Here is a 15,332-nt window from a genome sequence, read left to right on the forward strand (position 1 = left end):
CGCAAAGCAGCTTCAAAAAGACTGCATTGCAGTTAAAATAATATATAATAATTACTGTTTGAATGAATTATAATAGCGATACAATAGTTAAAATGTATAGCCCGATCTGGAGTAAATATCGTCCTGCCATTCTGAAAATGCTAATTGAGTCAGCTGCTGAGCCTCAGCGTTACCAACTGTCAGCGCATGAATTCAAGGCATTAAACTCAAAGCAAAGGGGTGGATATCATTTTATTCTTCAGGTTTCAGAAGGCAAAGCGCAAAACAACATCAAAGAATCTATCGTTGCGCAGGACCTGCTCGAAACATTGAGATCATCTCCTAAAGGGTCTGAACTTATACAAGGTGGTTCTTACGAAATATCGATGGATAAATTGTTTGTACTCCACGTTAGTAAGCTCAATTAAACAAGTATTAAATAAAATAGTATAATCGGTTAAATTAAAGTATGGCGAAATCACAAGAAACATTTAGTAAAAAAGAAAAAGAAAAGAAAAGACTGCAAAAAAGGAAAGAAAAGGAAGAGCGTAAGGCTGAAAGAAAAGCTAATGCTAAAGAAGGCAAAACATTGGATGAAATGATGGCCTACGTAGATGAGAATGGAAACATTACTTCAACTCCTCCTGATCCGAATAAAAGAAGGACAGTTATAAAAGAGGAAGATATTGTTTTAGGTTCAAGAAATGTTGAAGGAGCAAGACCTCTTAATGTTAGAAAGGGCCGTGTTACGTTCTTCAACACCTCTAAGGGCTATGGCTTTATAAAAGACGAACAATCTCAGGAAAGTGTTTTTGTTCATATGAACGCCCTGAGTGCTCCTATTCAGGAGAATGACAAAGTTACTTTTGAAACACAAATGGGCGTGAAAGGACTTTCAGCTGTTAATGTGAAGAAGGTCTAATCCCTTGGAATTGTGCAATTCTCCAACAAAAGTCTGAGTAACCTCCGACTTTTTTTTGTTTTTATAGCTTATAGAGAAGTAGTTTCTACTTTTTACCTTTTGTATATAACACCGTCTTTCATAACGAGTAAAAGTTTGCGTAAGGCAGATACGTCCGTAGCTGGATCACCATTTACTACGATCAGGTCTGCCTTCATTCCGGGGAGTATCCTTCCTATACTATCACTAAGATGAAATACTTGTGCATTTACACTTGTTGCTGATCTTAACGCGTCAACCGGTTTCATTCCGTAAGCCACCATCATTTCGAGCTCACGGACATTGTCACCATGAGGGAATACACCAACATCGCCACCTGCACAAATTGTTACTCCAGCTTTTAAAGCCTCTGCAAATGACTTCTTTTTAGCTTGAATGCGTGTCGGTTCTGGCAACGTGTTCTTCTTCCAACCTTTGTATTGACTTACTGCATCTCCTGCTGCTATTGTAGGACATAGCGCAACGCCCTTCTGCTTCATGAGATTAAAAATTTCCGCAGTTCCGTAGTCTCCATGTTCAATGGTTTCTACTCCTGCCTCAATTGCCCTTCGCATGCCTTCAACGGTTGAGGCGTGGGCAACTACAGGCCTGCCACTGCTCCGTGCTGTTTCTACAATAAGTTTAAGCTCTTCAGTAGAAAAGGTAGGCATTGGCTTTTCATTTATTCCCCATCGGTAGTCTGCGTAAACTTTAACAATATCTGCGCCCTTTCCTATCTGGTCGCGTACCACTTTAATAAGGTTATTACCATCAGCTGGCTCGGCTCCCAGCATCACTTCAAAATCTGAGTCAAAACCTTTCGGGCCATAACTTCCGGTAGCTACTATCGCACGCCCTGCAACAAGCATTCGTGGGCCAGGAATTATCCCCTGTTCTATTGCTTGTTTTAAGCCTACATCAGCATACCCTGCTCCTTCAGAACCCAAATCTCTTACAGTTGTAAAACCTGCCAATAAAGTCTTTTGTGCATGCACCGTCGCCCGTGCTACTCTTAGCGCGTCGGACTCTTTCAAAATCTGTTCATCCCAAGCGGTTTCATTGTAAGGATGAAGAAGAAGATGCGAGTGCCCTTCAATAAGGCCAGGCAATAGCGTCGCTCCTTTCAAATTTATTCTCTCTGCACCCACTGCTTTTAATGAAGACAGCGGTCCTGTCCCAACTATTTTATCTTGCCTTACCAGTACTGCCCATCCAGGATGCATAACTTCACCATCAAAGACCTGCTGAGGAACTATCAGGTACTCGGATTGTGCATATGCCTTACCCTGAAACAAATAGAAGCATAATAAAATGAAAACGACATATAATCTCATGATGAAAAGGTAATGCGTTTTTTTAACACATTATCATTGTAAATTGTAATAAGGGCTGTTCTTTATATAATTATGATTCTGTTAACAGAAATGGCGGATTAGGATTATAAAAGGCAGATGCTATTGAAGGCCTCGTATTTCTTTTTAATGGTAAAATTAATTAGTCAGTACTTAAAAATAGACATTATGAACTTTCATACAAGAAAATGGGTAAAACCAGAAGATCTTAACCCTAATGGTTCATTGTTTGGTGGCAGCTTACTTAAATGGATAGACGAAGAGGCCGCCATTTATGCCATTGTGCAACTTGAAAACGATAGGGTGGTTACAAAGTTTATTTCGGAAATAAATTTCGTAAGCTCCGCAAAACAAGGTGACATTATTGAATTAGGTATTACAGCAACAAACTTTGGCAGAACATCATTGACCATGAGATGTGAAGTAAGAAACAAAATCACCCGCAAGAGTATACTAACTATTGAAAAGATCGTGTTTGTTAACCTGGATAGTGAGGGAAATCCAACGCCACACGGCAAAACGAAAATTAAATACATAGAAGAGGAATTCAAGTAGGAAGAACTCCTCTTCTATTGCATCACGTTATTTTTTAGGCCTTGATCCCATATAAAAGGTTACAGTGCCTCCATTCATGATTTCCTCATGAGTAAGGTGAAGCCTTTTTAATGGCTGTCCGTTAACTTCTACCTTTTGAACATAGACGTTTTTATCACTTTGGTTCTTCGTGTCTATTATTAATGTTTTGCCGTTCTCAAGGGCAATGGTTGCTTTTTGAATAGCGGGACTTCCCAAAGCATATTCATTTGAACCTGGTGCGACAGGGTAAAAGCCCAAAGAAGTAAAGATGTACCAGGCACTCATCTGCCCGCAATCATCATTACCTCCTAGTCCATCAGGTGTCGGTTGATATTGTTTCTTTAATATCATGCGTACCCGCTCTTGCGTTTTCCACGGCTCATTGGTCCAGTTATAGAGATAGGCAACATGGTGAGCAGGCTCATTGCCATGAACATAATTTCCTATGATACCTTCTCGTGTAATGTCTTCGGTTTCTGCAAAGAACTTGTCAGGCAGATACATGGTAAACAATGAGTCGAGGTGTGTTACAAATCTCTTCGTTCCTCCCATCATTTTTATCATAGACTCAGCATCGTGAGGCACATACAAGCTATAATTCCACGCATTTCCCTCTATAAATCCCTGACCATGCGTACTTAAGACATCAAATTCCTTTCTGAATACTCCTTTACCATCTCTGGGTCTTGTATACCCAGTGTTTGCGTCGAATACATTTTTCCAGTTTTGCGATCGCTTCATAAACGTATCATAAACATCCATACGGTTTAGCTTCTTTGCAGCTTGTGCTATACACCAATCATCATACGCATATTCCAGGGTCATCGACACTGATGAACCACTCTTTTCATCAGGAACATATCCTAACTGTATGTATTCATCGATAGCGCCATAGTATTTTTGGTTTGCTGTGGCAACGCATGCATCCAATGCTTTGTTAACATCGAAGTTTGCATTTCCTTTAATAATAGCGTCTGCAATAACTGAAACACTATGATATCCAATCATACACCAATTTTCATTTGCATAGTGCGACCATACCGGAAGCATATGATGCACGCTTTGATCATAATGAGCAATCATGGATTGGATCATATCCTGATTGCGCTTAGGTTGAAGAATATTAAAAAGAGGGTGTAAAGCTCTGTAAGTATCCCATAAGGAAAATGTGGTATAATTTGTAAACCCGTTTGCTTTGTGGTTGTTTTGATCAAGTCCCCTGTACTCGCCATTAACATCCATATACAATGTAGGCCCAAGAAAAGCATGATACATAGCCGTGTAGAAGTTTACTTTATCTCCAGGTGTTAATGTGTTCACTACTACCTTGCCCAGTTCTTTATTCCATAACTGTTGACCGTTGGTCTTCACCTCTTCAAAATCCCAATGAGGAATTTCTGAAAGCATATTTTGCAAAGCACCTTCAGTGCTTACAGGAGACAATGCAAACTTGATTTTTATTTTTTCATTTTCAGAGGTTTTAAAGTCAAAGTAGAACTTAAGCTGGCGCCCGGCTACCTCAGGAAAATTCTTCCGTTGATCAAATTTACCCCAAAACCCACGATACACCTGAGGTTTTGAATTATCCTGACTGCCATATTGTACAAATGGCTTTGAAAAACTCATCGCAAAGTACACGGTTCTTGTTCTTGCCCATCCACTTGTCTGGCGATATCCAGTAATCAATGTGTCATTTTCAACACGTACAAACGTCCAAACATTTTTATCAGCATAGTTATAAATGCCACTGGTAAGATCAAGGATAATGTGAGCCTGCTCGGACTGAGGGAATGTATATTGATGAAACCCTACGCGACTGCTTGTTGTAAGTTCAGCTATTATGTTATGGTCATCGAGCTTTACTCTGTAGTAGTTTGGTTCTGCAACTTCATTTTCGTGAGAAAAAGCCGAACGGTATCCCTTCTCAGGATGATCTTCCGTTCCCGAATTAAGCTGAAGTTTGCCAGTAGTGGGCATGATCAGAAAATCACCAAGATCCGAATGGCCTGTACCACTAAAGTGAGTATGGCTAAAGCCTACTATGGTAGGATCATCGTATTGATAGCCTGCGCAATATTTATATACAGGACCATTATACTTACCATTATGTTCATAAAGCAATGTATCTGTTTCCGGGCTCAATTGTACCATACCAAAAGGCACAGTAGCTCCAGGATAAGTATGGCCCATCTTATGCGTACCAATTAAAGGATTTACATACTTTACAAGATCAGTATCTTTTGTTTGAGCGAACGAAGTAAATGCAAGAAAGAGAAGAACTGGTATTATAATATTTTTCACAACGATGTTATTTTCAGAATCCCAAAAATAATCAAGTCGGATTTATTACCTAATGGTTCAAGCGAGAAAGATGATCAAACATGGATACCATTAACAGAGTAACACTAACAGATTAGGCACTAGACTTACCAAGTAACTTCTTTCAGCCCTTCCCCTTGTAAATAAAAGATCCAGCAAAACACATGAAAGCAGGAAGTCAATCGAAAAAGAACATTTGTTGCTGTTAATACTAGTTCTTGGTTCTATCTTCTCATATCTCAAACTCTATAAATAAAACAAAAGCCGGTAATTAGCAGCTTAATTATTAAAATAAATTACATGGGTTAATTTAAGCTGCTACTACTTATCATCGAAGTATTGCTCTATATCGATGAATAAGGTTTTCGGTCTATAAAGGGCACATTTTTTAAAGAAGATATTTTGATCGTTTTAAAGATGTGACATCGTTCTTAAGTATGAAACGGCTTTTAAAACGTCACTAATCATTTGTAATAAATAGAAGTAATAAAGAATTTAAACAAGACATTATGGTAGCGATGAATTACCGCGGACCTTTTAGAGTTCGTGCCGATCGTAATAGACCAGATCCAGAAATTTTGCATCCAAATGATGCAATTGTGCGTGTTACGCGCTCATGTATATGTGGTTCTGACCTTCATTTGTATCACGGTTTAGTTCCTGATACACGGGTAGGGATGACCTTTGGTCACGAGTTCACTGGAATTGTTGAAGAAGTAGGTCCTGGTGTTAAAAATCTTAAACCAGGAGACCACGTGTTGGTACCATTTAATATTGCTTGTGGTACCTGCCCATTTTGCCGACAAGAGCTCTATGGCAATTGTCATGAATCTAACGCAGAAGCTACTGCTGTTGGAGGGATCTTTGGATACTCACACACAGCTGGAGGCTTCGATGGTGGACAAGCCGAATACGTAAGAGTTCCTTACGCAGATGTAGGGCCTACTATTATTCCTCCTGGAATGGATCTGGACGATGCAGTTCTGCTTACTGATGTCGTGCCTACAGGTTATCAGGCAGCTGAGATGGCTGGTATAAAGACTGGTGATACTGTTGTAGTCTTTGGCGCAGGTCCTATTGGTATTATGGCTGCAAAGTGTGCCTGGCTATTTGGGGCAGGTCGTGTAATCATTATCGATCATATTGAATACCGACTCGATTTTGCACGTACTTATGCCCAATGCGAAGCGTACAACTTTAAATCCCTTGGTGACCCTGTGTTGTTTATTAAGAAAACGACAGACTACTTTGGTGCTGATGTATGTATTGACGCTGTTGGCTGCGAAGCTGAAGGAAGTACAATGCAGACCATTACCGGTAGAAAATTGATGCTTCAGTCAGGTGCTGCCACTGCCTTACACTGGGCTATCAACGGTGTTAAGAAAGGAGGCGTAGTATCCATCGTTGGCGTTTATGGCCCTACAGGAAATTTGATCCCGATTGGTAACGTACTCAACAAAGGGCTAACCATTCGCGCTAACCAGGCTTCAGTTAAACGTTTGTTGCCGCGGTTGATCGAACACGTGCAGGCAGGTCGTCTTGATCCTAAGGGTTTAATAACACACCGCGTTCCATTGGAAGAAGTGTCTGATGCCTACCATATTTTTTCCAGGAAGCTGGATAATTGTATTAAAACTATTCTTATTCCATCAACTGCAGCAGCTTAAAGAACTTTATTATGGAAAATATAACTGAAAATGTTGTTAACGAGCATAGCCACATCAAAGGTTGGGGCATAGATGCTGACCCTGCAAATGAGCCTACCTATCCGATGAAAATGTATACAGGAGACGACCATCGGAGAATGAATTATGAACGTCCGCCAATGCAGCCAAAAAATGTTGAGATACTCCAATCGAATGAGAGGCCTTCATTACCTGCTGTATTTGGAACATCTACACCTCCAACAGGATTAAGCGGTAAAATTCGTAGGTACGCTTTTAAATTCAGCGAAGGGAGCTGGGGACATTGGCTCCCACTAATGCTTGCGGACAGGGTGAATGTTGTTGAAGGAATCGTTGATGATCTCAAGCAAGGCTACGTTCCCAATATCTTTAAAGAAAGAGGTTGGAATGCCGAATGGAAATACAACCGTAATAAAGCCATACAGAAAATAGCAATAGGTGTTGCTGTAACGTCTTTCCTTTTAACAGTACTTGTTTATCGAAAAGACAATAAGTCATCAAATTAAAGTCCTTGCTATAATAACAAAGCCGCACTATATGAACGTGCGGCTTTGTTGCATTACAACATGGCAAAGAAAGTCGTGCTCTAAATAATCATAATAACTGGCTCTGTTCCTAATATATCAATATGCTCAGATTTAAACTGAATACCATTGACGTCCCAGTTACTTTTGCGTTGACCAAGCGTACCTACAATAACGTCCCGCTCTTCAGGAATAAACATGTAGTCACACAATTGCGCACTACTTTTATCGTATACGCGGTTATCGAAGTGCTCAATACGCTGAAGGTTTCTAACTTCATCGTTAGAGATAGACTTACAGATTCTGTAAATATTATAACGCATTGAATTCAGCAGAGCCTCTATGTTTTCATTTCTTGTATGAATTATTTCCAACTCATTCTTTGAATGTGCATGTAGCACTTCGCAAACAATAACCGGCCTTAGCATATTAATTGTTTTTCGCATGCCTTCAAGTACATTAAGCTCAGCACCCTCTACATCAATTTTAACTATCTTTAGATCCTTTATCTCTTCAGTAGAAATAAGATGATCAAAAACCGATGCATTGATCATTACTTCTTTATCCTTCTTCTTACCTGGTCTTAATCCTGCTATGATAGATCCTTCAGCATCGATCTTATTCCCGATTATTAACTTCAGAAGCGCATTTTTATCAGATAGTGCTGCTGGTATCACAAAACAGTTTTCCCATCGGTTCGCCTCAATGAGTGTTGTTAAATAATGGAAGCAATAAGGATTAGGCTCAAAGCCAATATATCGAAAATTTGCATTAACACGCTTCAATTTGATAAGCGTCTGTCCAATATTAGTTCCAACATCAACAAATAAACCGTCTTTGAAATCTTCAAGCATGCTTAGTTTGTTGAGCAGGTCGTTAAACCATTTCTCACTACCCAACACAAGGTTGGTATATCCGATGCCACCAGACACAGGTATGACAACACCTGCTTGACTAATCTTGAAATTAATGGGTTTTAAAGTAGTGTTAAGAATCCTTTTAAGAGTTGCTTTCATATAGAGAGGGTTGAATACCAGCATTTGGAAAAAAGAAGTGCCTGTAAAAAAATCGCATCTGAACTGTTGCTTGTCCATAACGAACACCAAAAAGAAAAGCAATTAGGTAATTAATGCCCAATAGATACGTTTAAACCGTTATGAAAACGATTCTATCGGAGCTTTCACTTTTCCATTTCTTGAGAGGCAACTGATAGGCTTTCTATGATGCAACAATTAAATGGTACCATATAAAACTCCATTGGTATCCGCACTTGGGAACTTGTTGAGGATAGTGTAGAAATTTAGTGCAAGAGATAAACCACCCTTTCACCAGATCGACTCCAGCCATCTTAATTTCAATCGTTTACACGGCTTTATTGAACCGTCTACTCAACTATTCTGAATAACAGGCTGTAAGGGCACATTTTTTATCGAAAAGCGGGTCAGACCCAAATAATTATGAAGCCTGTAACCTGGTTAACCATCATCTTAGGAACTCTACTCATCGCGCTCTTCTTATTTATCACTTCTTTCGAAACAGAAATTGCAAGTTCTTACATCAAGTTATTTCCTACTCAGCGTGATAAATCTATGGTCTATTGGATAGACTTAACTTACATGCTATACAATGAACTTGTGAGAATATGTATCTTCATTATAGCAACAGTTTACCTTGCTCAGAATGTAAATACACAATCGCTGTTTAATAAAATCGAGGGAAGACTTTTAAAGAACACCACAGCAACAATTGGTGCAACAGTATTGTTGTTTACCGTGCTTTCAACATTTGTAGCGGCTTATATTCTCGATGCTTTTCCAAACTCAGCAGATGAATATGCCTACTTGTTTCAGGCAGAAGCAATCAGCAGAGGGAAGCTTTGGGATACTCCCCATCAGTTGAAGGACTTTTTCGAGTTTCACCATATAGCCCAGGTCAATGATGTATGGGTTGGCCGCTTCCCTCCAGGCTGGCCATTGGTACTTGCTATAGGATACCTCGCAAGCATTCCAACCTATTTGGTTAATGTTGTGTTAGGAGCGGTATCTCTCATTGTACTTTTTATATTCTGCAAAAGGTTCTATAACGAGCGTGTTGCGGTTTGGGCCACCGTATGTACGGCGTTCACCGCATGCGTTATCTTCAACGCTGCTTCCTTCTTTTCTCACACAGCGAGTTTTCTCGAATTGCTGTTGTTTGTATACTTCCTTTACCTGTATATGGATGAAAGAAAGGCTCATCAGGCTTTACTCGCCGGATTCTTTCTTGCGCTACTAACAATCACCCGGTACTTTACCGCATTTTTGATATTTATCCCGTTCATCGTTTATCTGATATATAATCTCAGGCTTAAGTCTATTAATGCGTTTATCTTGATAGGACTAGGTTCAATACCGCCTATGGCCTTCTTTTTCTGGTATAACTATACCATTACAGGAGATCCACTTTTACCAGTAACCATGTGGGCTTATAACGACGAAGCACTTGGTTTTGTTAACGGACACACTCCAGCCAAAGGCGTTGAATATGTTATGCGTAGAATTCTTATGTTCGTGGCATGGGTATCTCCGGCTTTCCTTATCCTTTACGCTGTCCTTTTGTGGAATAAGATGAAGCATAAGTCGAAATGGCTCATGCATCCTGAAGACTATGGCTTTGTCCTTCTCATGATCGGCTATTTCTTCTACTATCACAATGGAGGCAATCAATATGGACCACGGTTCTACTTTGAAGCCATTCCATTCGTAATTGTATTTGCTATTGTAAAAGTTTTACAAAGCCGAAATAGGTGGGGCTACGCCTTAATTATTACAGGTACTGTTTATGCCCTTGTCAAAATTCCGATTATAGCCAGCCACGAGCACGCAATTATAGAGGAACGTGAACACGTGTACCAGCTGGTTGAAGAAAAAGGTGTGCGTAATGCAGTGATTTTCCTTTCGTCTGGTGCGGGTCTGTTACGACCAATGCCAAATAAAGATTTGACCAGAAATGATAAGTCTTATAAAAACGATGTTATTTATGCTTTAGACCTTAAGGAAAAGAACAAAGAGCTAATGGATTACTATAAGGGCAGGAATTTTTATATTTATAAAAGGGCTTCAAGAGAGACCATGGGAGAACTTATGGTATTAAAACCACAGGAAAACCTGACCCTACAAACAGCCGGAGATAACTAATCGTAATTATTTTATGATATAATATAAAAGGTAAGCGTATGCTTACCTTTTTAGTTGTTAAGCAGATATTCTTCAAAATAGTTTGTTTATTTTGACGGTATCTGACGAACCATGAACGAAAGTACATCAATTCACCTACCCGATCATTTTTTCGATAGGCTACAAATTGAAACCAATAAGGCTTTACTCCTGTCACAAACACTTCGAGATAGTTTAAAGCAAATCCTGGATCTGTTGACAAGCTATTATTTCAGCAAGCGGGGCAAGGTACATGGCTTAAAATTAAGCAGTGAAGAAACCAGGTTTGATGACAATACCACAGGATATTTTATTATTCACTATAACATTAATTACAACAATGGCTGCCAGGATATAAACTTTGATGAAAGTGATAAAATGACAATCAGGTTCAGGATAGATGAGCACGCAAAGTTACTCATGTTACAGGGGGAAGAAGTGCGGGAACGTGAACCGGACGAACTATAAAAAGTTGAATCAAACATTTATTATCTTACAGGTACTTATAAAAGCATGGAATCCTCTGCGATAAAAGCACAAACTGATGTTCCTGAATTTTTAGTTGGTGGTGGGGAAATGGGCCAGCGAATCAGGGAATTCGATTGGTCTAAAACTCCATTGGGTAGCGTAGATACCTGGCCCAGGAGTTTAAGAACATGTGTTCAGATTATGCTCACTTCCAGGCAGCCAATTTGGATCGGTTGGGGAAAAGATCTTATCAAGTTATACAATGATCCTTATAAGGCAATTGTAAAAGGTAAACATCCCTGGGCTCTTGGTAAGCCTGCCTCTCAGGTATGGAAAGATATCTGGAAAGATATTGATCCTATGCTTCGAAAAGTAATGTTTGAAAACGAGGGCACCTACGTCGAAGAACAGTTACTGATTATGGAGCGGAACGGCTATCCTGAAGAAACGTACTATACCTTTTCCTATACACCGGTTGCAGGTGATCTGGGTGGTACGGAAGGAATGATTTGCTTTAATACAGATGATACCGATAGGATAATCAGTGAGCGTCAGCTTACTACTTTAACACAACTCGGCAAAACATTGACGGATGCAAAAAATAAAGAAGACGTTTACAAGAGAACGATTGATACAGTAAGCACTAATCAAAAAGATTTTCCCTTTGTGCTTATTTATGAAGTTAAAGAAAATCAGGCTGTCCTCGTTAATGCATCAGATTCAGGATCTGATAAATTCCCGAAAACCATCGATGTTAATGAAGACAACGAACTCTCACAGTTGTGTCGCTCTGCCTGTTTTAAAAAACAACACCAGATCTGGGAGGATCTAATTGACAAGTTAGGATTAACCCCATCAGGAGCTTGGGCAATTCCTCCCGACAGAGCAATCATACTTCCCATAAAAGGTCAAAAAGAAGTAACCGGATTATTTGTTATAGGAACAAACCCTTATCGGGTACTGGATGATAAATATCTCAGCTTCTTTGATCTTATCACAGACCAAATAGCTACAAGTTTAAATAACGTACACGCTATCGAAGAAGAACGTAAAAGGCTTGAAGCACTTGCCGAAATAGACCGTGCAAAAACTGCTTTCTTTTCAAATATAAGTCATGAGTTCCGAACACCTCTCACGCTTTTGCTAGGGCCAATGGAAGATCTATTAGATACTGATCAAATAAAAGGAAGTGACAAGGAAAAGATAAAGGTAGCATATCGCAACTCCCTTCGTTTACAAAAGCTCGTTAATCTGCTTCTCGATTTCTCACGGATAGAAGCAGGAAGAATGGAGGCTCATTTCAGACCTGTAGACATTGTTTCAGTAACGGAAGATCTTGCTAGTAACTTCCGCTCTGCTATTGAGAAAGCGGGCATGGCGCTCATAATTAAAAAAGAAACAATTGACCAGCCTGTCTTCGTAGACATGGATATGTGGGAGAAGATTATGCTTAATCTTCTTTCTAATGCTTTTAAGTACACTACAGAAGGTACAATTGAAGTAATCATCTCAAAAGATTCTGAAGAAGTAGAAGTTACTGTTAAAGATACAGGTATTGGAATACCGCAGAGCGAAATTGACAAGATCTTTGAAAGATTCCATCGGGTACAAAATGTAGGCGGAAGAAGCCAGGAAGGCACAGGCATAGGACTAGCAATGGTAAAAGAACTTGTAAAGCTTCACAACGGTACAATATCTGTAGAGAGCAAAGTTGGAGAAGGCTCTTCTTTTACAGTGCGTTTACCAATTAAAGGAGGAGAGTCGTTGTTTGCTGAAAAAGGTTTACAAGTAAAAGAAAATTCCAGGCGAACCTCAGCATACATTGAAGAAGCAAGTCAATGGCTACCTGAAAACGAATACACAGTCGCTGATAGTGATCTTTCCTATGAGACGGCAAAAAATAATAGCAAACAGCATACTGTATTGTTAGCAGATGACAATGCAGATATGAGAAAGTACATTAAAAGACTGTTAGAGCCTGATTACAATTTAATTATTGCAACAGATGGAGAAGAAGCTTTTAGAAAAGCTATTGAACATCATCCTGATCTGATTCTTTCTGATATTATGATGCCCACCCTTGATGGGTTCGGCTTATTGAAAAAGCTTAAAAGCAATCTTTCTACAAGAAATATTCCGCTTATCTTTCTTTCTGCCCGTGCGGGTGAAGAGGCCAAAGTAGAAGGAATAAAAGCCGGAGCTGATGATTATCTTACCAAGCCGTTCTCATCGAAAGAGTTGATGGCACGGGTAAGCAATCACATCGCCATTTCAGATACCAGAAGGAAGACCGAGAAAGAATTTTATAAGCTATTCATTCAGGCGCCTGCACACATACACATAATGAAAGGCCCTGAACATGTAGTGGAATTCTTCCATCCGCTAGGTGTAAAATTCGCCGGCAAAGATATTACAGGTTTAAAGATAAGAGAAGCTGCACCTAACCTCGAAGGACAAGGTTATTTTGAAATGCTCGATCGCGTATACAACGAAGGAGCTACCATCCAAATAAACGAATCAAAAGTAATTTTCCCTAACGAAAAAGGAGCGCCTGAAGATTATTACTTTAACATTACTTACCTGCCATGGAGAGACCTTAAAGGAAATATCCAGGGCATTCTTCAATTCTCTTTTGATGTGACGGAACAGGTAAAGGCAAAACAAAAAATTCAGGAAAGCGAGGAACGCCTACGCATAGCTACTGAAATCCTTGAACTTGGCACCTGGGAATTCGACCCCAGAACAAACAAGATCTTCTCTTCAGAAAAGACAGCTGAATTATTCGGCTTTGACTTAACATCCGAAGTTACTATTGAAACTATTCTTGAAGCTATTGTTGAGCAGGACAGGCCGAGAGTAATTGAGGCTATAAATAATGTATTTAACCCGCTTTCGGGGGGCGGGTGTGATATCGAGTACTCGGTTGTCAATATTAAAGACAAACGTCAAAGAATAGCAAGGGTCAATGGTCGGGTTTTCTTTGATTCTGAAAATAAACCTTATCGCTTTATAGGTACTACGCTTGATATTACTGAAAGAAAAAAATCAGAACAGGAGTTAAAAGCAAGTGAAGAGCGTTTCAGATTACTTGCCAATAGTATTCCGCAAATAGTTTGGACCAACAATGTTGAAGGTAACAAGGATTATTTAAGTGATCAATGGGAAGAGTATACAGGGACAAGCGCACATGATGGCCTAATTAATTTTAGCAACTTCATTCATCCTGATGACCTGGAGCATGTGACTAGTAAATGGCAGGACTGCCTAGCTAAAGGAGAATACTGGGAGGCAGAGTACAGGTTGAAAAATATAAAGACAAATACATACCGTTGGTTTTTAGGAAAGACCCTTCCATTAAAAGATCCGAAAGGAAATGTTATAAAATGGGTTGGATCTGCCTCTGATATTCAGGAACTAAAAGAACAATCTAGCTTGTTGGAACGCCAGGTTCAGGAGCGAACAAAAGAGCTGAACGAACTTAATCATTCCCTCCAGTTATCAAATGAAGATTTGCAACAATTTGCTCACGTAGCCAGTCACGATCTTAAAGAGCCGATCCGAAAGATTAAGACTTATGGCAACAGGTTGCAGGATGAGTATGGTACTTCTCTCCCTGAAAAAGCAAATGTCTTCCTCAGTAAAATTCTGAGTGCAAGTGACAGAATGTATTCGATGGTCAATGGCGTGTTATCTTATTCTGCTATTACTTCATTAGAACAACCTTTAGAAAAAATAAATCTCAACAAGGTCTTTCACGATATTGAGCTGGACCTTGAAGTGCTCATTCAGGAGAAGAGAGCTACAATTGTATACACAGATTTACCTGTTATAGAAGGAGCACCTATTTTAATTTATCAGCTTTGGTATAACCTCATCAACAATTCTATTAAGTTTTCAAAACAAGATCAACCTCCCGTTATTAATATAGCATCTTCCGTGATAGAGAAAGACGGAAAGCGTTTTATAAAGATCATTTTAAAAGACAATGGTATTGGATTTGAACAGCAGTATGCGGAGGCCATCTTCAGTACGTTTACACGTTTACATCCAAAAGATAAATATGAAGGCACAGGCTTAGGCTTGTCGTTATGCAAGAAAATTGCTGAACGCCATGGCGGATCCATATCTGCAAAAAGTAAACCGAATCAGGGTGCTGAGTTTACAGTGCTACTACCGCATTCGGGTAGTTAAACGCGCTCTTATGCCATTCTGCTACATAGCATATAATAGGCATTCGGTTAATAGACGCTTGCTGGTTTAATTCTTTCGTATTAATTTTTGTAAGATTTAACCAA

Annotated in this window: 11 protein-coding genes; 8 read left to right on the top strand and 3 right to left on the bottom strand. The window is 39.5% G+C overall.

What is annotated here, in order from left to right; genetic code table 11:
• The first annotated feature begins 62 nt into the window (after positions 1–62).
• Positions 63–407 carry a hypothetical protein gene (locus KK060_RS06000; RefSeq protein WP_254152794.1) on the top strand — a complete coding sequence of 115 codons (345 nt, stop codon included), beginning with the start codon at positions 63–65 and terminating at the stop codon, positions 405–407.
• A 41-nt stretch (positions 408–448) separates the two neighbouring features.
• Complete coding sequence (locus KK060_RS06005) at positions 449–901, top strand: cold-shock protein (RefSeq protein WP_254152795.1); 453 nt, start codon at positions 449–451, stop codon at positions 899–901.
• Positions 902–993: 92 nt separating this feature from the next.
• Here the strand turns inward: KK060_RS06005 and KK060_RS06010 are convergent, their stop codons facing one another.
• Positions 994–2,253: a metal-dependent hydrolase family protein gene (locus KK060_RS06010; protein WP_254152796.1), complete on the bottom strand. Its 1,260-nt coding sequence runs from the start codon at positions 2,251–2,253 to the stop codon at positions 994–996.
• Between the two features lie 186 nt (positions 2,254–2,439).
• Between KK060_RS06010 and KK060_RS06015 the strand changes: the two genes are divergently transcribed.
• A complete protein-coding gene (locus tag KK060_RS06015; protein ID WP_254152797.1) occupies positions 2,440–2,826 on the top strand; it encodes an acyl-CoA thioesterase in 387 nt (128 codons plus the stop codon).
• 27 nt (positions 2,827–2,853) lie between these two features.
• Here KK060_RS06015 and KK060_RS06020 read toward each other — a convergent pair whose 3' ends face one another.
• Positions 2,854–5,148: a GH92 family glycosyl hydrolase gene (locus tag KK060_RS06020; RefSeq protein WP_254152798.1), complete on the bottom strand. Its 2,295-nt coding sequence runs from the start codon at positions 5,146–5,148 to the stop codon at positions 2,854–2,856.
• Positions 5,149–5,675: 527 nt separating this feature from the next.
• Here KK060_RS06020 and KK060_RS06025 point away from each other — a divergent pair.
• Both KK060_RS06025 and KK060_RS06030 read left to right on the top strand, forming a co-directional pair.
• Positions 5,676–6,833 (top strand): zinc-dependent alcohol dehydrogenase, encoded by a 1,158-nt coding sequence (locus tag KK060_RS06025; RefSeq protein ID WP_254152799.1) that lies wholly within the window; start codon positions 5,676–5,678, stop codon positions 6,831–6,833.
• 11 nt (positions 6,834–6,844) lie between these two features.
• Complete coding sequence (locus KK060_RS06030; protein ID WP_254152800.1) at positions 6,845–7,357, top strand: hypothetical protein; 513 nt, start codon at positions 6,845–6,847, stop codon at positions 7,355–7,357.
• A gap of 80 nt (positions 7,358–7,437) precedes the next feature.
• Here the strand turns inward: KK060_RS06030 and KK060_RS06035 are convergent, their stop codons facing one another.
• Positions 7,438–8,391, bottom strand: coding sequence for an FkbM family methyltransferase (locus KK060_RS06035; protein WP_254152801.1), 954 nt, complete (start codon positions 8,389–8,391; stop codon positions 7,438–7,440).
• A 441-nt stretch (positions 8,392–8,832) separates the two neighbouring features.
• On the opposite strand from KK060_RS06035, the gene KK060_RS06040 reads away from it, so the two are divergent.
• The 3 genes from KK060_RS06040 to KK060_RS06050 all read left to right on the top strand — a co-directional run bounded on the left by KK060_RS06040 (position 8,833) and on the right by KK060_RS06050 (position 15,228).
• Positions 8,833–10,551: a glycosyltransferase family 39 protein gene (locus KK060_RS06040; protein ID WP_254152802.1), complete on the top strand. Its 1,719-nt coding sequence runs from the start codon at positions 8,833–8,835 to the stop codon at positions 10,549–10,551.
• Between the two features lie 111 nt (positions 10,552–10,662).
• A complete protein-coding gene (locus KK060_RS06045; protein WP_254152803.1) occupies positions 10,663–11,037 on the top strand; it encodes a hypothetical protein in 375 nt (124 codons plus the stop codon).
• Positions 11,038–11,082: 45 nt separating this feature from the next.
• The gene (locus KK060_RS06050; RefSeq protein ID WP_254152804.1) at positions 11,083–15,228 is read left to right on the top strand and encodes an ATP-binding protein; all 4,146 of its coding nucleotides are present in this window, start codon (positions 11,083–11,085) and stop codon (positions 15,226–15,228) included.
• Positions 15,229–15,332 lie beyond the last annotated feature (104 nt).

Origin of the sequence: Chryseosolibacter indicum (genome assembly GCF_018598585.1) — a bacterium.
Taxonomy (GTDB): domain Bacteria; phylum Bacteroidota; class Bacteroidia; order Cytophagales; family Cyclobacteriaceae; genus Chryseosolibacter; species Chryseosolibacter indicus.

Bases quoted from the DNA above. Each gene is read 5' to 3' on its own strand.
- KK060_RS06050 (WP_254152804.1), top strand. From the start codon at position 11,083: ATGGAATCCTCTGCGATAAAAGCACAAACTGATGTTCCTGAATTTTTA.
- KK060_RS06040 (WP_254152802.1), top strand. From the start codon at position 8,833: ATGAAGCCTGTAACCTGGTTAACCATCATCTTAGGAACTCTACTCATC.
- KK060_RS06030 (WP_254152800.1), top strand. From the start codon at position 6,845: ATGGAAAATATAACTGAAAATGTTGTTAACGAGCATAGCCACATCAAA.
- KK060_RS06010 (WP_254152796.1), bottom strand. From the start codon at position 2,253: ATGAGATTATATGTCGTTTTCATTTTATTATGCTTCTATTTGTTTCAG.
- KK060_RS06000 (WP_254152794.1), top strand. From the start codon at position 63: ATGAATTATAATAGCGATACAATAGTTAAAATGTATAGCCCGATCTGG.
- KK060_RS06015 (WP_254152797.1), top strand. From the start codon at position 2,440: ATGAACTTTCATACAAGAAAATGGGTAAAACCAGAAGATCTTAACCCT.
- KK060_RS06045 (WP_254152803.1), top strand. From the start codon at position 10,663: ATGAACGAAAGTACATCAATTCACCTACCCGATCATTTTTTCGATAGG.
- KK060_RS06025 (WP_254152799.1), top strand. From the start codon at position 5,676: ATGGTAGCGATGAATTACCGCGGACCTTTTAGAGTTCGTGCCGATCGT.
- KK060_RS06035 (WP_254152801.1), bottom strand. From the start codon at position 8,391: ATGAAAGCAACTCTTAAAAGGATTCTTAACACTACTTTAAAACCCATT.
- KK060_RS06005 (WP_254152795.1), top strand. From the start codon at position 449: ATGGCGAAATCACAAGAAACATTTAGTAAAAAAGAAAAAGAAAAGAAA.